Origin of the sequence: Streptomyces sp. NRRL S-87 (genome assembly GCF_000719335.1) — a bacterium.
Classification (GTDB): Bacteria; Actinomycetota; Actinomycetes; order Streptomycetales; family Streptomycetaceae; genus Streptomyces.
Genome location: NZ_JOGB01000003.1, coordinates 233964 through 253889, shown reverse-complemented (window position 1 = coordinate 253889; position 19926 = coordinate 233964). Strand labels below are relative to the sequence as shown.

The 19926-nt window shown below is 74.7% G+C and carries 15 protein-coding genes and 2 tRNA genes; 8 read left to right on the top strand and 9 right to left on the bottom strand.

What is annotated here, in order from left to right:
• Positions 1–63: 63 nt before the first annotated feature.
• The 4 genes from IF43_RS0103335 to IF43_RS0103320 all read right to left on the bottom strand — a co-directional run bounded on the left by IF43_RS0103335 (position 64) and on the right by IF43_RS0103320 (position 6131).
• Positions 64–2328 carry a glycosyltransferase family 39 protein gene (locus tag IF43_RS0103335; RefSeq protein WP_030193528.1) on the bottom strand — a complete coding sequence of 755 codons (2265 nt, stop codon included), beginning with the start codon at positions 2326–2328 and terminating at the stop codon, positions 64–66.
• Positions 2325–3620 (bottom strand): glycosyltransferase, encoded by a 1296-nt coding sequence (locus tag IF43_RS0103330; protein ID WP_030193527.1) that lies wholly within the window; start codon positions 3618–3620, stop codon positions 2325–2327. The genes IF43_RS0103335 and IF43_RS0103330 overlap by 4 nt, the downstream gene beginning before the upstream one ends.
• 202 nt (positions 3621–3822) lie before the next feature.
• On the bottom strand, positions 3823–5361 hold the full coding sequence (locus IF43_RS0103325) for a cell wall metabolism sensor histidine kinase WalK (protein ID WP_051794600.1): 1539 nt from the start codon (positions 5359–5361) through the stop codon (positions 3823–3825).
• The gene (locus tag IF43_RS0103320) at positions 5361–6131 is read right to left on the bottom strand and encodes a response regulator transcription factor (protein ID WP_030193525.1); all 771 of its coding nucleotides are present in this window, start codon (positions 6129–6131) and stop codon (positions 5361–5363) included. Before IF43_RS0103320 ends, IF43_RS0103325 begins: the two co-directional genes overlap by 1 nt.
• A 167-nt stretch (positions 6132–6298) precedes the next feature.
• On the opposite strand from IF43_RS0103320, the gene IF43_RS0103315 reads away from it, so the two are divergent.
• Together IF43_RS0103315 and IF43_RS0103310 are read left to right on the top strand one after the other, a co-directional pair.
• Complete coding sequence (locus tag IF43_RS0103315) at positions 6299–6637, top strand: antibiotic biosynthesis monooxygenase (RefSeq protein ID WP_030193524.1); 339 nt, start codon at positions 6299–6301, stop codon at positions 6635–6637.
• Between the two features lie 76 nt (positions 6638–6713).
• Positions 6714–7574, top strand: coding sequence for an amidohydrolase family protein (locus IF43_RS0103310; protein ID WP_030193522.1), 861 nt, complete (start codon positions 6714–6716; stop codon positions 7572–7574).
• 2 nt (positions 7575–7576) lie between these two features.
• Here IF43_RS0103310 and IF43_RS0103305 read toward each other — a convergent pair whose 3' ends face one another.
• On the bottom strand, positions 7577–8482 hold the full coding sequence (locus IF43_RS0103305; protein ID WP_037887242.1) for a DUF2797 domain-containing protein: 906 nt from the start codon (positions 8480–8482) through the stop codon (positions 7577–7579).
• Between the two features lie 27 nt (positions 8483–8509).
• Here IF43_RS0103305 and IF43_RS0103300 point away from each other — a divergent pair, with 27 nt between their 5' ends.
• Complete coding sequence (locus tag IF43_RS0103300) at positions 8510–9361, top strand: helix-turn-helix transcriptional regulator (RefSeq protein ID WP_030193517.1); 852 nt, start codon at positions 8510–8512, stop codon at positions 9359–9361.
• 24 nt (positions 9362–9385) lie between these two features.
• Here the strand turns inward: IF43_RS0103300 and IF43_RS0103295 are convergent, their stop codons facing one another.
• On the bottom strand, positions 9386–9820 hold the full coding sequence (locus tag IF43_RS0103295) for an Lrp/AsnC family transcriptional regulator (protein ID WP_030193515.1): 435 nt from the start codon (positions 9818–9820) through the stop codon (positions 9386–9388).
• 110 nt (positions 9821–9930) lie between these two features.
• Between IF43_RS0103295 and IF43_RS0103290 the strand changes: the two genes are divergently transcribed.
• Complete coding sequence (locus IF43_RS0103290; RefSeq protein ID WP_030193513.1) at positions 9931–10869, top strand: SMP-30/gluconolactonase/LRE family protein; 939 nt, start codon at positions 9931–9933, stop codon at positions 10867–10869.
• A gap of 111 nt (positions 10870–10980) precedes the next feature.
• Positions 10981–11505, top strand: coding sequence for a hypothetical protein (locus tag IF43_RS42005; RefSeq protein WP_199922667.1), 525 nt, complete (start codon positions 10981–10983; stop codon positions 11503–11505).
• Between the two features lie 218 nt (positions 11506–11723).
• On the opposite strand, the gene IF43_RS0103280 is transcribed toward IF43_RS42005, so the two are convergent.
• Positions 11724–11796, bottom strand: a tRNA-Arg gene (locus IF43_RS0103280).
• Between the two features lie 425 nt (positions 11797–12221).
• Positions 12222–12312: transfer RNA gene (locus IF43_RS0103275), tRNA-Ser, on the bottom strand.
• A gap of 279 nt (positions 12313–12591) precedes the next feature.
• On the opposite strand from IF43_RS0103275, the gene IF43_RS0103270 reads away from it, so the two are divergent.
• The 3 genes from IF43_RS0103270 to IF43_RS0103260 all read left to right on the top strand — a co-directional run bounded on the left by IF43_RS0103270 (position 12592) and on the right by IF43_RS0103260 (position 18124).
• Positions 12592–13104, top strand: a complete 513-nt coding sequence (locus tag IF43_RS0103270) for an SSI family serine proteinase inhibitor (protein WP_030193509.1) — start codon at positions 12592–12594, stop codon at positions 13102–13104.
• A 125-nt stretch (positions 13105–13229) separates the two neighbouring features.
• Positions 13230–17483: a hybrid sensor histidine kinase/response regulator gene (locus IF43_RS0103265; RefSeq protein WP_030193507.1), complete on the top strand. Its 4254-nt coding sequence runs from the start codon at positions 13230–13232 to the stop codon at positions 17481–17483.
• 14 nt (positions 17484–17497) lie between these two features.
• Positions 17498–18124, top strand: a complete 627-nt coding sequence (locus IF43_RS0103260) for an antibiotic biosynthesis monooxygenase (RefSeq protein ID WP_078909874.1) — start codon at positions 17498–17500, stop codon at positions 18122–18124.
• Between the two features lie 94 nt (positions 18125–18218).
• Here the strand turns inward: IF43_RS0103260 and IF43_RS0103255 are convergent, their stop codons facing one another.
• On the bottom strand, positions 18219–19868 hold the full coding sequence (locus IF43_RS0103255) for a long-chain fatty acid--CoA ligase (RefSeq protein ID WP_030193504.1): 1650 nt from the start codon (positions 19866–19868) through the stop codon (positions 18219–18221).
• Positions 19869–19926 lie beyond the last annotated feature (58 nt).

Genomic DNA, 19926 nt, shown 5'->3' with positions numbered 1-19926 from the left:
GGAATGCCCGGTCCGCCCGTCTTGATGCTAGAGGGTGCCCCCTGCGTAGGCGTGCCTTTCGGGTCAGGCCTTCGGGGCCGTCAGGTCGTAGAAGGTCGCCCCTTCGATGGTGACCTGCGTGAAGTTGGCGGTCACCCAGGAGGAGATGGCGCTGCTGGTGCCCCCGCCGGGGCCGCCGGCTCCGCCGCCCTGGTTGGGGCCGCCCTGACCGGCCTGGCCGGGCTGGTTGGCCTGGCCCCCCTGACCGGCCTGGCCGGGCTGGTTGGCCTGGCCCCCCTGACCCGCTCGACCGGTCTGACCGGTCCCGCCGTCGCGGGACTCTCCCACGAGCCCGCCCGAGGCGATGAAGTAGTGGATCTTCCCCTGGGCGACGTACTCCTTGAACCGGGCGAGGGTCGGCGAGGGGTCGCTGCCGTTGAAGCCGCCGACGGCCATCACCGGCTTCTCGGTGGCCAGCTGGTAACCGGCGGCGTTCTGGGAGCCGATGGCAGCGGCGACCCACGTGTACTTCGCCGCGTCCTCGGTCAGTGCCGCCTCCGCCGCCGCGCTGACGCGGGTGCCGCCGAGGAGCCCGCCCATCCCGCCGCCGGGGCCGCCGCCCCACGCGCGCTCGCCGGTTCCGGTGCCCGTGCCCGGCATGCCGGGCGGGAAGCCCTGGTTGCCGCCCTGCCCCGGGTTGGGCAGGCCGCCCGTACCACCGGGAGCCTGCCCGGGGCCCGGACCGCCCGGGAATGCCCCGCCCGGGAACGCCCCGTGCCGGCCGGCGTCGGCGCCCGTCCGGCCGCCGCCGCCCGGGCCGCCGGGGAAGCCCCGGCCGCCGGCCACCGCGGGACCCGCCGTCGGGATCGACCCGGTGTGCCCGCTGGAGACGGTCGTCAGGCAGTACGCCAGCGGCCCGGCCAGCGCCAGGGCCAGTCCGAGCCCGGCCGCCGCCGGCGCGGTGCGGCGCAGCAGCAGGCCGGCCGCCGCGAGCACGCCGCCCACGAGGACCGTCCAGCGCAGCCACGGCAGGTAGTCCGTGGCGCGGCCGAGCAGTACGTACGACCACACGGCGGTCAGCAGCAGCGTCCCGGCCAGCGCCGCCCGTGCCGGCAGCGCCCCGCGCTCCTCCCACAGCACGCGCGCGCCCATCCCGACGAGGGCCGCGATGTACGGGGCGAGGGCCACCGTGTAGTACTCGTGGAAGATGCCCTGCATGAAGCTGAACACCAGCGCGGTGATCAGCAGGCACCCGCCCCAGGCGAGGAAGGCCGCCCGGGCCATGGACTCGAGCCGGTCGGTGGCGCGGCCCGCGCGCCAGGTGAGCACCAGCCCGGCCACCAGCAGCACCAGCGCCGCCGGCAGCAGCCAGGCGACCTGGCCGCCGACGCCGTCGGAGAAGAGCCGGTCGATGCCGGTCTCGCCCCACATCCCGCCGCCGCCCGCGCCCCCCGCGCCGCCCGCGCCGCGGCCTCCGACGCTGCCCGTCTCGTTGCCGTTGATCCGGCCCAGGCCGTTGTAGCCGAAGGTCAACTCCAGGAACGAGTTGTCCTGCGAGCCGCCGATGTACGGGCGGGAGGACGCGGGCCACAGCTCGACGACCGCCACCCACCAACCGCCGGAGACCACCAGGGCCAGGCCGGCGAGCGCGAGCTGGCCGAGCCGGCGGCGCAGCCGCGTCGGGGCGCAGACCGCGTACAGGACGGCCAACGGCGGCAGGACCACGAAGGCCTGCAGCGTCTTGGTGAGGAAGGCCAGGCCCACGGCCGCGCCCGCCGCCACCAGCCACCGGGTGTGCGCACCCTCCAGCGCCCGCAGCACGCAGTACACGGCCACCGTCAGCAGCAGGGTGAGCAGTGCGTCCGGGTTGTTGAAGCGGAACATCAGCGCGGCCACCGGGGTGAGCGCGAAGACCGCTCCCGCGATCAGGCCGGCCACGGCGCCGAACTGCCGGCGGACGCTCGCGTGGAGCACGGCCGCGGTTCCCACGCCCATCAGCGCCTCCGGGGCCAGGATCTGCCAGGAGCCCAGGCCGAAGAGCCGCACGGACAGGGCCATCGGCCACAGCGCGGCCGGGGGCTTGTCGACGGTGATGGAGTTCGCCGCGTCGGAGGAGCCGAAGAAGAAGGCCTTCCAGCTCTCGCTGCCGGCCTGGACGGCGGCGGAGTAGAAGGAGTTGGCGTACCCGGAGGAGCTGAGGTCCCACAGGTACAGGGCCGCGGTGGCCAGCAGCAGCACGGCCAGCGCGGGGCGCTCCCAGCGGGCGGCGGCGGAGCCGGCCCGTACGGCGGCCGGTCGGGCCGGCGCCGCCCCCGGAGGGCCGGCGGGGGTCGCGGTGGTGGCGGTCATCGGGTGACGTCCTCGAGGTCGGTGGTGGTGCGCCGTTCCGGGAAGACCCAGGCGCGGAAGAGCAGGAAGCGCAGGACGGTGGCGGCGAGGTTGGCGGTGATCAGCACGGCCAGCTCGGTGCCGTGGGACGGGGTGGCCGTGGCCGCGTCCAGGGCGGCCAGCGAGCCGCTGGTGAGGGCCAGGCCGATGCCGAGGACCACGAGCCCCTGGGCCTGGTGGCGCACGGCCCGTTCGCGGCCCCGCACCCCGAAGGTGAGGCGGCGGTTGGCCGCCGTGTTGGCCACCGCGGAGAGCAGCAGGGCGGCCGCGTTGGCGGCCTGCGGACCGGTCCCGGCCCGCAGGGCGGAGTACAGCAGGAGGTAGAGCAGGGTGCTGAGGGCGCCGACCGCGCAGAAGCCGACGAGCTGGCGGGCGAGCCCCCGCGGTACGCCCGCCAGCGTGCGGTCGCGCGGGTCGTCGCCGAACGGGCGGGCGAGCCGGTCCAGCGGCAGCGCCCCGACCGCCAGCGCCCGGCCCACCCGCCAGACGCCCTTGAGGTCGTCGGTGGCGGTCCGGACGATGTGGACGGTGGAGTCGGGGTCGTCGACCCAGTCCACCGGTACCTCGTGGATGCGCAGTCCGGCGCGCTCGGCGAGGACGAGCATCTCGGTGTCGAAGAACCAGCCGGTGTCCTCGACCAGCGGCAGCAGCCGTTCGGCCACCTCGCGCCGGATCGCCTTGAAACCGCACTGGGCGTCGCTGAAGCGGGCCGCGAGGGACGAGCGCAGGATCAGGTTGTAGGCCCGGGAGATGAACTCCCGCTTGGGCCCGCGGACCACGCGCGAGCTGCGGGCCAGCCGGGTGCCGATGGCGAGGTCCGAGTGGCCGGAGATGAGCGGGGCCACCAGGGGCAGCAGGGCGTTCAGGTCGGTGGACAGGTCCACGTCCATGTAGGCCAGGACGGGCGCCTCCGACCGGGACCAGGCGGTCCGCAGCGCCCGGCCGCGGCCCTTCTGCTCCAGCCGGTGGACGCGGACGCCGGGGACGGTGTCCGCCAGCTCGCGGGCGACGTCCGGGGTGCGGTCGGTACTGGCGTTGTCCGCGACGGTGATGCGGAACGGGTACGGGAAGGTGCGGGCGAGGTGGTCGTGGAGCCGGCGGACGCAGGGCGCCAGGTCCTGCTCCTCGTTGTGGACCGGGACGACCACGTCGAGGACGGGGGCCGGGGCCTGGCTCCGGGCCGGCAGGTGCCGACGGGCCGGAAGGGTGCCGGGGGAGAGGCGGTCGGTCGCGGCCGCCGATTCGGTTCGCATGGCCCGAACTTCCCGGGCGGGGCTGTCACGGCCGTGTGCCGAGCCTGTGGCGGGGCTGTGAGTCCTGTCCCGCCCCTACAACCGTGGTCCCGGCCCCGTAGGCGATGCCTACGCCGCGGTCCCGGCCCCGTACGCAGTGCCTACGCCGCGGTCCCGGCCCCGTACGCAGTGCCTATGCCGTGGCCCCGGCCCCTACGCCGTCCTACGCCGTGGCCCCGGCCGCGTACGCCGCACCGTGCCGCTCGTACGGGCCGGCCGCGGGCAGGGTGACCTCGAAGCAGGTGCGCCCGGGCTCGCTGTGCACGCCGACCCGGCCGCCGTGCGCCGAGACGACGGCCTGCACGATGGCCAGGCCCAGGCCGGTGGAGCCGGCCTGGCGCGAGCGCGAGGCGTCGCCGCGCGCGAACCGCTCGAAGACGTGGGGGAGCAGGGCGGCCGGGATCCCGGGCCCGTCGTCCTCGATCCGGATGCGCACGGTGGACGTTTCACGTGAAACACCGCTCGCGCCCTGCGCGTCGCCGGACGTTTCACGTGAAACACGGGCGGTGACCGTGGTGTTGGGCGGGGTGTGGTTGCGCGCGTTGCCGAGCAGGTTGATCAGCACCTGCTGGATGCGCGGTGCGTCGGCGACGACGAGCGCGGGTTCGTCGGGCAGTTCCAGCCGCCACCGGTGTCCGGGGCCGGCCGCGCGGGCGTCGCTGACCGCGTCCACCACGAGCGGGACCAGGTCGGTGCTCTCGCGCTCCAGCGGGCGGCCCGCATCGAGGCGGGCGAGCAGCAGCAGGTCCTCGACCAGCCCGGTCATGCGGGTGGCCTCGGACTCGATCCGGCCCAGGGCGCGCCGGGTGTCGGGGCCGATGTCCTCGTGGCCGCGCCGGGTCAGCTCGGCGTACCCGCGGATGGAGGCCAGCGGGGTGCGCAGTTCGTGCGAGGCGTCGGCGACGAACTGCCGTACCCGCGTCTCGCTCTCCTGGCGCGCCGTGAGGGCCGACCCGACGTGCCCCAGCATGCGGTTGAGGGCGGCGCCGACCTGGCCCACCTCGGTGCGGGGGTCGGCCTCGGCCTGCGGGACGCGCTCGTGCAGGGACACCTCACCGCTGTGCAGGGGGAGTTCGGAGACCCGGGTCGCGGTGGCGGCCACCCGGCGCAGCGGGCGCAGGGCGACGCCGACGAGGGCCTGCCCGGCCAGGCCGGCGGCGATCAGGCCGGCCGCGGTGACGCAGACCTCCACCACGATCAGCGTGTTGACGGTGGACTGCACCTCCGACAGCGGGAAGCCCAGCACGAAGCTCCCGTCGGGCGCGGTCAGCACGCGGTAGTCGCCCAGGCCCGGCAGGCTCACCGTGGTGGCCCGGTCGGTGCCCGGCGGGGCCGCTTCCAGGTCCGCGGCCGCACGCAGGACCTCGGTCTGGGCGGCGGTCAGCGCGGTCTTGTCCTCGGGCGTGGGGCCTCGGGAGACGCTCCGGCCCCCGTCGGTGACCTGGCCGTTCCCGTCGAGGCGTACGCCCACGGTGCCCAGCGGACTGCCCGGCGCGGAGACGAACCGCAGCGGGGCGCGGCCGGACTCGCGGTCGTGCATCGACATGCCCACCGCGGTGCGCAGCTGCCCGTCGAGCTGGCCGCTGAGGTACTGGCGCAGGGCGAGCGCGGTGACCGTGCCGATCACGGCGCCCACGACGGCGATCAGCGCGACGGCCGAGACCACCAGCCGGGTGCGCAGCGACCAGGGTCGGCGCGGCACTACTCGCCCGGCTTGATCAGGTATCCGGCCCCGCGACGGGTGTGGATCATGGGCGTGCGCCCGGTCTCCAGCTTGCGCCGCAGGTAGGAGATGTACAGCTCGACGACGTTGGCCTGGCCGCCGAAGTCGTAGGACCACACCCGGTCCAGGATCTGCGCCTTGCTGAGCACCCGGCGGGGGTTGCGCATCAGGTAGCGCAGCAGCTCGAACTCGGTCGCGGTGAGGTGGATCCCGTCGCCGCCCCGGGTGACCTCGTGGCTGTCCTCGTCGAGCGTGAGGTCGCCGACCACCAGCACCGACTCGCTGCGGGCGGCCGCGGCGGCGCCGGACCGGCGGACCAGTCCGCGCAGCCGGGCGACCACCTCCTCCAGGCTGAAGGGCTTGGTGACGTAGTCGTCGCCGCCGGCGGTGAGCCCGGCGATCCGGTCCTCGACGGCGTCCTTGGCGGTCAGGAAGAGGACGGGGACGTGCGGCAGCTCGCGGCGCAGCCGGCCCAGGACGGTGAGCCCGTCCATGTCGGGCAGCATGATGTCGAGGACCACCACGTCGGGCTTGAACGTGCGGGCCGCCCGGAGCGCGCCCGCGCCGTCCGCGGCGGTGCGCACGTCGCAGCCCTCGTAGCGCAGGGCCATCGAGAGCAGCTCGGACAGCGCCGCCTCGTCGTCCACGACGAGCACCCGGCAGGGGCCGCCGTCGGGGCGGACGAGCTTGCCGTCCCGGGTCGCGGAGGCGGACGGGGAGCGGTGCGTGGAGTGGGTCGTCGCCGTCATGCCGCCAGGCTGGTCGGGGCCGCTGAGAGCCCTCTTGCCCTTGTCTGTGAATCTCCTGAGAAAACGGGCGGGGCCTTGCGCGGACGGACCGGTTCCAAGGTCAAATCTTGGATCCCTTCGCCCTCGGGTGTGGACACCGGGCGCGCCGCCCGCCGATCGTGTTCGGCATGAGCATCCAGCCTGTTCCGGCGTTCGAACCGCCTTACCTGATGACCGTGTTCACGTCCGTGCGCACCGAGAACCCCGACGGCTACGGGGAGACGTCGGTCCGCATGAACGAGCTGGTCAAGGACATCCCCGGCTACCTCGGCCACGAGAACGCGCACACCCCCGGCGGCCTCAGCATCACGGTCGCGTACTTCCGCGACGAGGAGTCGCTGCAGGTCTGGCGCACCAACCTGGAGCACCAGCAGGCCCAGAAGAAGGGCCGCACCGACTGGTACGAGAGCTACACGCTCCACGTCGGCCGGGTCGAGCGGAGCCACGGCTTTGTGCGTGGAGCCTGAGGGGACCGGAGGGTCCCCCGGCGCGGGCGCGGCGGCGGGCACGGACCCGGTCGCGACCGCCGCCACCGCCGCGGCCGTGCGGCGCCTGTGCGACCGGCTCGGGGTCCCGGGCCCGATCGACGTGCACACCCACTTCATGCCCGAGCGCGTGCTCGCCAAGGTCTGGGACTACTTCGACGCGGTCGGCCCGCTGACCGGCGTCGAGTGGCCCATCGCCTACCGCCACGAGGAGGCCGAACGCGTCGCGCTGCTGCGGCGGTTCGGAGTACGGGCCTTCACCTCCATGGTCTACCCGCACAAGCCCGCCATGGCCGCCTGGCTGAACTCCTGGGCCGCGGACTTCGCCGCCCGGACCCCCGACTGCCTGCACACCGCGACCTTCTTCCCGGAGGAGGGCGCCGACCGGTACGTCCGCCGCGCCCTGGAGGCCGGCGCCCGCGTCTTCAAGGCCCACGTCCAGGTCGGCGGGTACGACCCGAACGACCCGCTGCTGGACCCGGTGTGGGGACTGCTCGCCGAAGCGAGCACGCCGATCGTGGTCCACTGCGGCTCGGGACCCGCTCCCGGCAAGCACACCGGCCCGGAGCCGGTCGCCCGCCTGCTCGCACGGCATCCCCGGCTGCCCCTGGTCGTCGCGCACATGGGCCTGCCCGAGTACGAGGACTTCCTCGCGCTCGCCGAGGCGCACCCGGCGGTGCGCCTGGACACCACGATGGCCTTCACCGACTTCGCCGACCGACTGGGCGGCGACTACCCGCCCGGGGCCCTGACCCGGCTGGCGGACCTCGGCGACCGCGTCCTGCTCGGCACCGACTTCCCGAACATCCCGTACCCGTACGAGCACCAGCTCACGGCCCTCGAGCGACTCGGCCTCGGCGACCCGTGGCTGCGCGCGGTCTGCCACGACAACGCGGCCCGGCTCTTCGGACTCGACTGACGTCAGAACAACCCCGGCTGCTCCTGCCCCGCCGCCGGGTCCGGACCGACGGGGGCGACCGGCACGGAGGTGCCCGCCGCCGCCTCCCCCGGAGCGGTGAGCACCCATCCGCACAGCAGCCGGGTGTCCACCACCAGCCCGTCCGCGAGGTGCAGGTCCGGCCCGGCGGCCGCCACCAGCCGCCCGGCCACCGTCCCGCCGTCCACCAGCTCCGCCACCACCCGCGTCGGGCGCGGCAGCCCGGCGAGCCCGAAGACCTCCGTGTGGTCGGCGACCACGCAGGGCAGGGGTTCCAGCGTCTCGGTCCACCCGGGCAGCCCGAGGGCCCGGGCGTGCAGCTCGGCGAGCTCCGCCCGCCGCTCCGCGACCGGCGGCAGTCCGGCCCGTACCGCCCGCTTGTGCGCGTACGGGATCCGGTCCGGCACCCCGAGGGCGGCCCGCAGCACCTCCTCGGTGCGCCGGGCCGCCATGAGCGGACCGCGCCCGAGCCAGCTGTGGGCGACCGCGCCCTGTTCCAGCAGCCGGGCCGGGCCGCGCTCCTCGGCGGTGATCCCGACCTTGGTCAGGCCGGGCCCGAACCAGGCCAGGTAGACGCGGTACGGGCGGGGGTCGGCCGCGTTGGTGTCGGCGGCCACTGAGAAGGAGCGGTCCAGCCTTGCGCACTCGGGGCACTGGTCGCGGCCCGCGCGGGCCGGGACCTCCCGCCCGCCCGGGCAGGGCGTCCACCGCCCGGCCCGGCGGACGCCCACGCAGCGGCGGGTGCCGCGGGCCGCGAAGGCGAGCGGCCGGCCGTACGCCAGCGGGCTCTCGCGGGTCCGCCCCGACCCGCCCGTGTGCTCGGACCCGACCGCGTACCAGGTCAGGGCGGGCCCGGCGGCCCGCCAGCGGAGTCCGGTGCAGCACCACACGGCCGAGCTGTCTCCTACGATCTAGGGATGGATAGGAAAGCCGAACTCGGAGCCTTCCTGCGGTCCCGGCGGGCCCGGCTCAGCCCCGAGGAGGCCGGGCTGCCCCGGTTCGGCGGGCGCCGGCGCGTACCCGGCCTGCGCCGCGAGGAGCTCGCCCGGCTGGCGGGGGTGAGCACCGACTACTACGTGCGCCTGGAACAGGGCCGCGCCGACAACGTATCGGACGAGGTGGTGGCCGCCGTGGCGGCCGCGCTCCGGCTCGACGGGCCCGAGCGCGCCCATCTGCACCGTCTCGTGCGCGGCGCACCCGCCCGCCCCGCCGGCTCCGCCGGACCGGCCGCCCCGCAGACGGTGCGGCCCGGGCTGCGGCGCCTGCTGGAGTCGATGCCCGGCACCCCGGCCTGCGTCCTGGGGCGGCGTACCGACATCCTCGCGTGGAACCCGCTCTACGCGGCACTGTTCACCGACCTCGACGCGCTGCCCGCAGAGCGGCGCAACAAGCTCTGGCTGCTGTTCACGCACCCGCAGTGGCGTGACCGGTTCGCCGATCCGGAGGCCAAGGCCGCCTGCCTGACCTCGTTCTTCCGCCTGGAGCGCGGCCGGCACCCGGACGACCCCGGGTACGACGCGCTGGTCGCCGAGCTGTCGGCGCAGAGCCCGCGGTTCCGGGCCCTGTGGGCCGAGCACGAGGTGTGCGACAGCACGCACGGCAGCTGGACCCTGCGCCACCCGGCGGTCGGCGAGGTCACGCTCGCGTACGAGACCCTGCGCCTGCCGGACGACCCGGACCAGCTGCTGATCACGTACACGACCGAGCCGGCCTCCCCGTCGGAGTCCGCCCTCAGGGCGCTGGCGCCGCCGCTGCCGGTCGACGCGTAGGCCGGGACGCGGGGGACGGTCCCCTCAGGGCCGGGGCGGCCGTTCGAAGAACGTCTCCAGCGAGACCGTGGCCTGCGTCCCGCTCACGCCCTCGATCGCGTACAGCCGCCGCAGCACGTCCTGGAGCTGTTCGGTGGTGCGCGTGCGCACCTTGACCAGCACCGAGGCCGCTCCCGCGATGACGTGCGCCTCCTGGATCTCGGGGATGGCGGCGAAGGCCTCCGCCGAATCCCCCATCCACGCGGACGACTCGACCATCACGAAGGCGAGCACCCCCTGGCCGAGCGCCACGGGGTCCACGTCCACCGTCGTACGGCGGATCACCCCGCGGTCGCGCAGCTTGCGGACCCGCTCGTGCGCGGCGCCCGCCGACAGGCCGACCGCCTTGCCGAGGGCCGCGTAGGGCTGGGTCGCGTCGCGCTGGAGCAGCGCGATCAGCTCCCGGTCGATCTCGTCCACGGCGCTCCGTCCCCTCTGTCCTCCGGCGATCCCTTGCCAAGACCGTATCCCATCCTGCAATCTCCATACCGAACCGAATGAAGTTCGGAATTCCTCACGGGAGTAGGATGATGTCTTCCATTGCCGACCCTTCCCTGTACGAGATCCTGGACGACCGCTTCCGCACCGGACGGTGCGCCAACGGGGACATGCGGCTGGAGCGGCTGTACGACGACTGCCGCTGGGCCGAGGGGCCGCTGTACCTGCCCGCCTGGGGCCAGCTGGTCTGGAGCGACATCCCGAACGACCGGATCCTGCGCTGGGACGAGGCCACCGGCGCGATCGGCACCTTCCGCTCCCCGGCCGGCCACAGCAACGGCAACACCCTCGACCGCGAGGGCCGGCTGATCACCTGCGAGCAGGGCGGCCGGCGCGTCACCCGCACCGAACCCGACGGCTCCCGCACGGTCGTCGCGGACCGCTTCGAGGGCCGGCGCCTCAACAGCCCCAACGACGCGGTGGTGCGCTCGGACGGGTCCGTCTGGTTCTCGGACCCCGACTTCGGCATCACGAGCGACTACGAGGGCCACCGGGCGCCGGCGGAGATCGGCGGGTGCCACGTCTACCGGGCGGACCCGGCCACGGGCGAAGTCCGGCTCGTGGCCGACGGGTTCGCCGGGCCGAACGGACTGGTGTTCTCCCCGGACGAGTCCCGCCTCTACGTGTCGGACACCCGGCTGAACCAGATCCGGGTCTTCGAGGTCCGCCCCGGCGGCACGCTCTCCGACGGCAAGGTCTTCGCCGAGGCCCCCACCGACGGCCGGGCCCGCTTCGACAACATCCGCTTCGACGACGAGGGGCGCCTGTGGGCGGCCGCGATGGAGGACGGCGTCCACTGCTACGACCCCGACGGCACCCTGATCGGCCGCCTCCGCGTCCCCGAGCCCGTCTCCAACATCGCCTTCGGCGGCCCCAGGAACAACCGGCTCTTCATCACGGCGACGACGAGCCTCTACTCGCTCGTCCTCTCGGTCACGGGGCTCCCCCGCGTCCACCGCCCGACCCCTTGACCCGACGGACCGGCCCACCAGCCTGAGGCCCTTACGCGTCAGAGCCCCCGGCCGTATGTTCCTCCTGACAGATACATGCTAGGCGGGGACATGTCAGGACAATTGTTCACCTTGATCGGTGTGCTCGTCGGCGCGGTCGCGTCGTACGTCGGTGGAGCCCTGACGGAGAGAGCTCGGTGGCGGCGCCAACTTTCCACACGGTGGGACGAACGTCGCCTGGAGTGCTATCTCCGGTTTGCCGACGCGGTCAAGAGGTTCACCTCGCTGGCAGGTCGTCTGGCGGCAGGCAAGGGACTCTTCGACCTGCCTCAGCCACTCGCCACTGAGGCCGGCCTGGAGCTGCTGGCCGAAGCCGAACTTGAGCGTGGCTATGCGTTCGAAGCCGTGCTCCTTATGGGAGACGCGGAATCCATCTCGGCAGCCAGATCGCTACAGCGGCACGCCTGGGTACTGGAACAGTTCGTTCGAGACATGCGCCCAGGTACGTCAGACGACTGGATGAGGGCGTTCCGGGAGTTTCAGGAGAAGCGTGACGAGTTCTACATCGCCGCACGCAACAGCCTCGGCGTCCATGCAAAGTTCCGACTGCGATCCGAAGATCCAGCCACCCTCAGCCCGGACGCCCGCCACTCGTAGTCAGTACGGCACCCCGATCGAGCCGGGGAGCCTCACCCGGATGTTCGCCCTGCGGGCCCGTCGCGCCGGCGTCCGCGGGGTCTACGCCGAACCAAGCGAAGGCGGTACCGCCACCGGCTGACGGCGACTGGCAGCGATCAGTGCGGTTGCTGCACTTCGCTGCTGTACGGGCCCAACGCAAGAGGCCCCGGACTCTCGTCCGGGGCCTCTCACCTGTGTGCACTCGGCAGGATTCGAACCTGCAACCTTCTGATCCGTAGTCAGATGCTCTATCCGTTAAGCTACGAGTGCTTGGGCTTCCCGGGTTTTTTTCGCCCCGTTGGCCTTGCGAGAACAACAATACATGGACCTCGCCGGGACGCGAAATCCGTTAACCAAACCACCTCTGACCTGCGAAAACGTCGCGGACGGGGCGGTTGGCGCCCAGGCGGGGCGGGGCGCACGGGGGCGTTCAAGGCGCGAAGCCGACGCGAGAAGTGCGCCCGGGCGGGCGGCTCCGGAGAGTGAGCGCCTGGAGAGCGGGCGGGCGGGCGCCGCGGTGACGCGTGCGGCCGGGCCGGCCCGTACGGCGGTCCGGGGCGGGCCGGTACGGCGGTCCGGGGCGGGCCGGTCGCCCAAGGGGCGCGCATCCGGTCGCAGGACCCCGCGCGCTCTCGCAGGTGGCGCGCAAACGACCGAGGCCCCGGTCCTGTGGGGACCGGGGCCTCAGTGCAGTGCGGAGGCGGAGGGATTTGAACCCTCGATGGGCTTTAAGACCCAAACCGCATTAGCAGTGCGGCGCCATAGACCGGACTAGGCGACGCCTCCAGCTCACCCTCGCGTACGGGGGTGCGTGCAGATGATGACACAGCTCACTGCCTGGTCACCAATCCACCCCCACGGTACAAGGAGCGGGCCGCGCAGGGCAAAGCCTTAGCGGGCGTGGGCGGGAGGAGGTCGAGCGTCCCTCCGGCGGGAGGAGGTCGAGCGTCCCTCCGGCGGGCGGTCCCGGCGCGCCCACCGGAGTGTGCGGAGCCCGCCGCGCGCAACGTCGGTCGCGCCGGCTCGTTGGGGAGACGTACGACCGCCTGCCCTCCGGGAGACGCCATGCTGCGCCGCATCGCCCTCGCCGCCGTCAGCTCCGCCCTCGTCGCCGCACCCCTGGCGGCCCCGGCCCTCGCCGCACCGGCGCTCGCCGCGGCGCCCGGGCTCGCCGCCGGACCGCTGCCGCCGCTGCCCTCGCTCGGACTGCTGGACCCCGAGCCCGCGCCCGTGGACGGGCCCGACCGGCTCACCGTGACGGTGGCGGAGACGGGGAGCTCGTACCAGGGCTCGTACACGCTGGAGTGCCACCCGGCGGGCGGGACCCACCCGCAGGCGGCGCGCGCGTGCGACCGCCTCGACCGGCTCTGGGCCGACGGCAAGGACCCGTTCGCGCCGGTCTCCAGGCGCCAGATGTGCACGATGGTCGACGGCGGCCGGGCCACCGCCGACGTCTCCGGCACCTGGCGCGGCCGACAGGTCGACGCCCACTTCAACCGGAAGAACGGCTGCGAGATCAGCCGGTGGGAAGATTTGGAACCTGTGCTTCCGAGCGCGGCGCCCCGTTCCCGCGCCTGACCAGGCACGGTGTCCCCGCGGGCCCCCGATCCGGTGAGAGCTCCCCCTCATCCACCGCCGCCGGCCGGGGCGAAGCCCTTAGACTCCTCCCGAGCCATGCCAGTAGTCAGGGAGGAAGCGTCCACGTGAGCAGCAGGCCATCCCGAGGCGCTGCTCGCCTCGCAGCCATACTCGACGCCCTGCCGGACGCGCTGCTGCTCGTCAACGCGAACGGCACCGTCGTCAACGCCAACTCCATCGCGCTCGGCGTCTTCGAGTCCCCCGGCACCGGGCTGGTCGGCCGCGGTCTGCTGTCCCTGCTGCCGGAGTTCGACCCCCAGCTCATCCCCGGCTCCATGCGCCGCCCCGGCGACGCGGAGCCGAGCCGTACCGAGCCCAAGCGGATGACCGCGCGGCGCACGGACGGAACCGAGTTCCCGGTCGGCGTGACCAGCGCGAGCCTGGAGGACGGCCGCGACGCGTACGCCGACCAGCACCGCTACACCGGCGACGAACTGCTCATGCTGGTCGTACGGGACCTTTCGGGCACCGTGGACACCGAGGCGGAGCTGGCCCGTTCGCAGCGTCAGACCGAGATGATCCTGCGCGCGGCGGCCGAGGGCGTCGTCGGCACGGACACCGACGGCCGCGTCGTCCTGGTCAACCCGGCGGCCGCCCAGATCCTGGGCTACCGGGCCACCGAGCTCGGCAACCGCGAACTGCACTCACTGGCCGTCCACTCGCGCGCCGACGGCTCGCCGTTCCCGTACGAGGAGTCCCCGCTCGCCGACACCCTGCGCTCCGGGCGCAAGCACCGGGTGCGCGGACAGGTGCTGTGGAACAAGGCCGGGCTGCCCGTGCCCGTCGACCTGACGACCTCGCCGGTCCGGGACGGCGACCAGCTCGTCGGCGCCGTGATGACCTTCACCGACCGCCGCCCGTACGACGCCCTGGCCGCGCGGCACGCCCAACTGCTGGCCGTCCTCGGGGACTCGCTGCGCGGCCCGCTGGAGGAGCTGCGCCAGGAGCTCGGCACGCTGGCGGCGGACGACGCGGGCCAGCTGTGGCCGGAGGCCAACCAGCTGCTGCACCACCTGGCGGCCGGGTACTCGCGGATGACCAAGCTGGTCGACAACGTGCTGGGCTACCAGCGGCTCGACGCCGGCACCGACAAGCTCGCCAAGGAGAAGGTGCTGCTCGACGGGGTCGTCTCGGCCGGTGTCGACGGCGCGGTCGAGCTGATCGGGCCCGGCCGGGCCCAGTTCGCGGTGCACGCCCCGACGATCGAGGCCGAGGTCGACCCGGCGCGGCTGGCGACGGCGCTCGCCCACCTCATCGCCGACGTGGCCGGCGTGGACGCCACCGGCAAGGCCCCGGTGGCCGCCGGCGGCTACCTGGACTCCACCGTGGTCGTGGCCGCGGCCCAGCGAGGTGACGTCGTACGGATCGAGGTGCGCGGCCCGTACGAGGGCGGCGACCCGGTCCACGAGCCGATCGTGCGGGGCATCGTGACCGCGCACGGGGGCGTGCTGCAGACCGTCGAGGTGCCGGGGGCGCCGGGCGGCGCGTACGTGCTGGAGGTGCCGCTGGGCGCCGGGGCCGGCATGGTGACCCTGCCCGAGCCGGAGCCCGAGCCCGAGCCCGAGTCCGGTATCGAGTCGGCCGGCGACGCCGCGGCCGGTTCCGCTTCCGCTTCTGCTTCCGCTTCTGCTTCCGCTTCTGAGGGCGGAGTGCAGGTCGCGGTGGGTGGCGCGGCCCCGCGCGGGCGGCGGGCCCGACGCGGTGTGGACGCCTTCCTGGAGGACGAGGCCGCGGCCCCCGAGCCGAACGGGGGCGGCGCCCTCGCGCTGCCGTCCGGCCGCCGGCGCGCCCCCGCCGCCGAACCCGCCGCGCCTGGCGGGCCGGTGGCTGCCGGGATGCCGGGCGGACCGGCCGCGCCGGGGCTGCCCGCGGTGCCGGCGGTGCCCGCCGCCCAGTCCGGGCCCGCGGAGTTGGCGCAGTCCCCGGTGAACCCGGCCGGGCTCGCGACCGGGCGCCGGCGCGGACGGCCGGGCGACGAGCCCGAGGCCCCGCAGCTGCCGGCGCTGCCGACCGCGGGGCCGGTTCCGGCATCGGTTCCGGTTCCGCCTGCGGGGGGCGGACGCCGGCGGGCCCTCGCGCTGTCCCCGGCCGAGTCGCAGCCCGAGCCCGAGGACGCTCCGCGCGGGCGTCGGCGTGCGCTGCCAGTGCCGGGCGCCGATGGCGGCCCGGGGGGCGCGACCGGGCCCGTACCGCTGCCGGGCGCTCCGACACCTGTGGCCGGTGGGCCGGTGCCCGCGCCCGGTGGACCCGTGCCCATGCCGGGGGCTCCGGTGCCCGCGCCCGGTGGACCGGTTCCGGTTCCGGCGGCCGGTGCACCCGTTCCCGCTGCGGGCGGGGCCCAGGCGATGCCGGGTGGACCGGTCGCGATGCCCGGCGGCGGACCCGTGGCGACGCCCGGTGGGACCGTTCCGGTACCGGGAGGGCCCCTGGCCATGCCCGGCGGACCCGTGGCCATGCCCGGCGGGGCCGTGGCCATGCCCGGCGGGGCCGTGGCCATGCCCGGCGGGGCCGTGCCGCCGTCGGGCGGGCCGATCGCCATGTCCGGTGCGCCCGTTCCGCCGGCCGGCGGGCCGGTGCCCGTTCCCGGTGCGCCGGTGCCGGGGGCGCCGGTGCCGCCGATGCCCGCGGTCCCGCCCGTCGTGGGAGGTCCCGTACCGGCCGCCGGGGCCGCTGCCTTCGCGCTGCCCGGGGCTCCCGTGCCGCCGGGCGGCCCCGTCCCGGCCCCGGGTGACACCGGCGGCGCCGGGATCCCCGTACCGCCCGGGCCGACCGGAGCGGCCGACGCCCCGCAGGCCCCCGCCGGCCCGAACGGCGCCCCCTTCGGACTGCCCGGCCAGGCACCCGGCGCCCCCGCCGGCCTCGGCCCCGCGCAGCCGCTGGGCGCGACCGGGCACGTACCCGCCGACCACGAAGCCCCCGCTGCGCAGGGTCCGGACGGAGCCGGTGCCGGTACGCCCGCCGCGGGCACCGCGGTCGGGACCGCCGAGCAGGGTGCCCCCGGCGCCGAACCCGCCGGCCTCATGGCGATGCCCGTGCCCGCCGGCGCCGCCGCCGGAACCGGCCGGCGCGGCCGCCGCGCCCTCGGCACCCCGGACCCGGAGACCCACGGCACCGCCCTCGCCGAGGACGAGCACACGCCGCCGCAGCCGCATCCGCTGCCCGCCTCCGGCGGCCGCCGACGCGCGCTGCAGACCACCCCGGCCTGGCCCGTGCCGGGCGCCCGCACCGCTCCCGAGGACGCGGACCCGGCGGGCCCCGTACCCCTGCCGGCCGCCCGCCAGCCCCAGGACAACCCGGCCGGGCCGATCAGCGTCCGGACCCTGGGCCAGGGCGTGGCGCTGACCTCCGCCCAGCAGGAGGCCCTCGCGCAGCAGCCGGGCACCCCGCAGGCCGGGGAGCCCTCGTCCGGCGCGGCGGACAGCGGCTCCGGCCGCCGGCGTCGGCTGGCCGAACAGGCCGAAACCGGCCGCGCCTTCGCCATAGGAGCACCCGCGGACGACGCCGCCGAGGGCCCCGAGCCGCTCGACGGCCCCGGCGGAGCGGTCGAGATCGTCAACCGGCCCGTCCCGCAGCCGGTCGACGACGAGCTGCCGCCCGAGCCCCTGGACAACCCGCGCCGGCTGCTCGTGTGGCCCGCGCCCGACGTGCAGACCCAGCAGGCGCTGAGCGAGCGCGGCTACCGGCCCGTGATCGTGCACTCCCGCGAGGAGGTGGACGCCCAGATCGCCGCCTTCCCGGCCGCGCTGTTCGTCGACCCGCTGACCGGGCCGATCACCCGGACCGCCCTGCAGTCGCTGCGCCAGGCCGCGGTGGCCGCCGAGGTGCCGGTCCTGGTGACCGCCGGCCTCGGGACGGCCACGCGCGAGGCGGCGTACGGGGCCGACCCGGCCGTGCTGCTCAAGGCGCTCGCGCCCCGCGACAGCGAGCAGCACCCGCCGCGGGTCCTGCTCATCGAGGAGCACGAGGCGATCGCCGGCGCCCTGACCGCCGCGCTGGAGCGGCGCGGGATGCAGGTGGCGCGGGCGGGCGCCGACTCCGACGCGGTGCAGCTGGCCACGCAGATGCGGCCGAACCTGGTGGTCATGGACCTCATGCAGGTACGCCGCCGACGCGCCGGCATCGTGGACTGGCTGCGCGCGAACGGGCAGCTCAACCGCACCCCGCTGGTCGTCTACACCTCCACCGGCATCGACAAGGCCGAGGAGGAGCTGGCGCGGCTCGCCTCGGGCGAGACCGTGCTGTTCCTCGCGGAACGCTCGACGACCGCCGAGGTGCAGGGCCGCATCGTGGACCTGCTGGCGAAGATCGGCACCAATTAGCCACTCTGGCTGCCATGCGCAGAACAGAGGAGCGGGACACGACGGACCGGCGCCCGGCGGGTACGGGCCCGGAGCAGGAGCGGCCCACCACCGTGCCCGCCGACGACGGCGAGGTGACGCTGCTGATCGCGCGGCAGGTGGAACCGGGCTGGGAGGCGCCGTTCGAGGAGTGGGCGCGCGGGATCCTGGAGACCGCCGCCCGCTTCGACGGGCACTTGGGCTACGGGCTGTTCCGGCCCGCCAACGAGGGCTCGCCCTGGTTCCTCGTGCACCGGTTCGCCGACCACGCGGCGTTCGAGCGCTGGCAGGCCTCGCCCGAGCGGGCGCAGTGGTTCGCGAACTGCCAGGGCCACCACCACACGGAGATAGCCCGGCGCGAACTGACCGGCATGGAGACCTGGTTCGCCAAGCCGGGTACCACCCGGCCCGCGCCGCCGCGCTGGAAGATGGCGATCAGCTCGGGGCTGGCCATCTTCCCCATCTCGCTGGCCGGCAACGCGCTGCTCGGCCCGGTCCTGGTGGACCTGCACGTCGTGCTGCGCACGGCGGTGTTCGCCGCCGTGTTCAGCACCCTCATGACCTACGTGGCGATGCCGGCGGTGAGCCGGCTGCTGCGCACGTGGCTCACGCCCGGACCCTGAGGCGGCGGCAGTGGAGCCGGCCGTGGGACCGGGGCCATGGCGCCGCGGCCGTGAAGCCGGGGCCGTGAAGCCGGCCCCGGCGCGGCCCGCCGGCTCAGGCCAGCTTCGTGACCTCCAGCTCGCCGTCCGCGTACTGCCTGCGGATCACCTTCTTGTCGAACTTGCCGACGCTGGTCTTGGGCACGGCGGGGACCAGGGCCCAGCGCTCGGGCAGCTGCCACTTGGCGACCGACCGGCCGAGGAACGCGTGCAGCGCCGCGTAGTCCGCGGTGGCGCCCTCCTTCAGGACGACGGTGGCCAGCGGGCGCTCGCCCCACTTGTCGTCCGGGACGGCGACCACGGCCGCCTCCGCGACATCGGGGTGGGCCATCAGGGCGTTCTCCAGCTCGACGCTGGAGATCCACTCGCCGCCAGACTTGATGACGTCCTTGGCCCGGTCGGTCAGCGTCAGGTAGCCGTCGGGACTGATCACGCCCACGTCGCCGGTCTTCAGCCAGCCGTCCGCGCTGAACTTGTCCTCGGGGCGCAGCGGCTCGCCGTCGGCGCCGCCGTAGTAGGCGCCCGCGATCCAGGTGCCGCGCACCTCCAGCTCGCCCGCGGACTCGCCGTCCCAGGGGAGTTCGTCGCCGCCGGGACCGATCAGCCGCCCCTCCACACCGGCCGGGAAGCGGCCCTGCGTGATCCGGTACGGCCACTCCTCCTCTTCGCTGAGGCCGTGCGGCGGGTGGGCCATGGTGCCGAGCGGGGAGGTCTCCGTCATGCCCCAGGCGTGGCAGAGGCGGACGCCGAGCTTGTCGTACGCCTCCATGAGGGAGGGGGGACAGGCCGAGCCGCCGATGGTCACGCTCTTCATGCAGGAGATGTCGCGCGGGCGGGCGGCGAGCTCGGCGAGCAGGCCCTGCCAGATGGTGGGGACGGCCGCGGCGTGCGTCGGGCGCTCGGCGACGATCATCTCGGCGAGCGGGCCGGGCTGCAGGAAGCGGTCGGGCATCAGCATGTTGATGCCGGTCATGAAGGTGGCGTGCGGCAGGCCCCAGGCGTTCACGTGGAACTGCGGGACCACGACGAGCGTGGTGTCCGCGTCGGTCAGGCCCATCGACTCGGTCATGTTGACCTGCATCGAGTGCAGGTAGACCGAGCGGTGGGAGTAGACCACGCCCTTGGGGTCGCCGGTGGTGCCGGAGGTGTAGCACATGGCCGCGGCCTGGCGTTCGTCCAGCTCGGGCCAGGCGTAGTCGGTGGCACGGCCGGCCAGCAGCTCCTCGTAGTCGTGGACCCGTACGTCCAGTCCGTCGAGGGCGGAGCGGTCTCCGGGGCCCGAGACGACGACGTGCTCGACCGTCGGCAGGTGGGGCAGCAGCGGGGCGAGCAGCGGCAGCAGCGAGCCGTTGGCGATGACGACCCGGTCGGCGGCGTGGTTGACGATGAAGACCAGCTGCTCGACGGGCAGGCGCAGGTTGAGCGTGTGCAGGATCGAGCCCATGCTCGGGATCGCGAAGTACGCCTCCACGTGCTCCGCGTTGTTCCACATGAGCGTGGCGACGCGGTCGTCGGGGCGGACGCCGAGCTCGTCGCGCAGGGCGTGGGCGAGCTGTGCGGCCCGGTCGCCGATCTCGGCGAAGGTCCTGCGGTGCGGCTCCGCCTCACCTGTCCAGGTGGTGACGGTCGACGTGGCGTGGACCTTGCGGCCATGCTCCAGGATGCGCGAGACGAGCAGAGGGACATCCTGCATGGTGCTGTACACCGGAAACCTCCCGAGGGTTGGTGTCGTCCGGCGATTCTCGCTACGTACCACTCGGTAT

Excerpts from the sequence above, each read along its gene's own strand:
- IF43_RS0103335 (WP_030193528.1), bottom strand. The coding sequence starts at position 2,328 with ATGACCGCCACCACCGCGACCCCCGCCGGCCCTCCGGGGGCGGCGCCG.
- IF43_RS0103330 (WP_030193527.1), bottom strand. The coding sequence starts at position 3,620 with ATGCGAACCGAATCGGCGGCCGCGACCGACCGCCTCTCCCCCGGCACC.
- IF43_RS0103320 (WP_030193525.1), bottom strand. The coding sequence starts at position 6,131 with ATGACGGCGACGACCCACTCCACGCACCGCTCCCCGTCCGCCTCCGCG.
- IF43_RS0103315 (WP_030193524.1), top strand. The coding sequence starts at position 6,299 with ATGAGCATCCAGCCTGTTCCGGCGTTCGAACCGCCTTACCTGATGACC.
- IF43_RS0103300 (WP_030193517.1), top strand. The coding sequence starts at position 8,510 with ATGGATAGGAAAGCCGAACTCGGAGCCTTCCTGCGGTCCCGGCGGGCC.
- IF43_RS0103290 (WP_030193513.1), top strand. The coding sequence starts at position 9,931 with ATGTCTTCCATTGCCGACCCTTCCCTGTACGAGATCCTGGACGACCGC.
- IF43_RS0103270 (WP_030193509.1), top strand. The coding sequence starts at position 12,592 with ATGCTGCGCCGCATCGCCCTCGCCGCCGTCAGCTCCGCCCTCGTCGCC.
- IF43_RS0103260 (WP_078909874.1), top strand. The coding sequence starts at position 17,498 with ATGCGCAGAACAGAGGAGCGGGACACGACGGACCGGCGCCCGGCGGGT.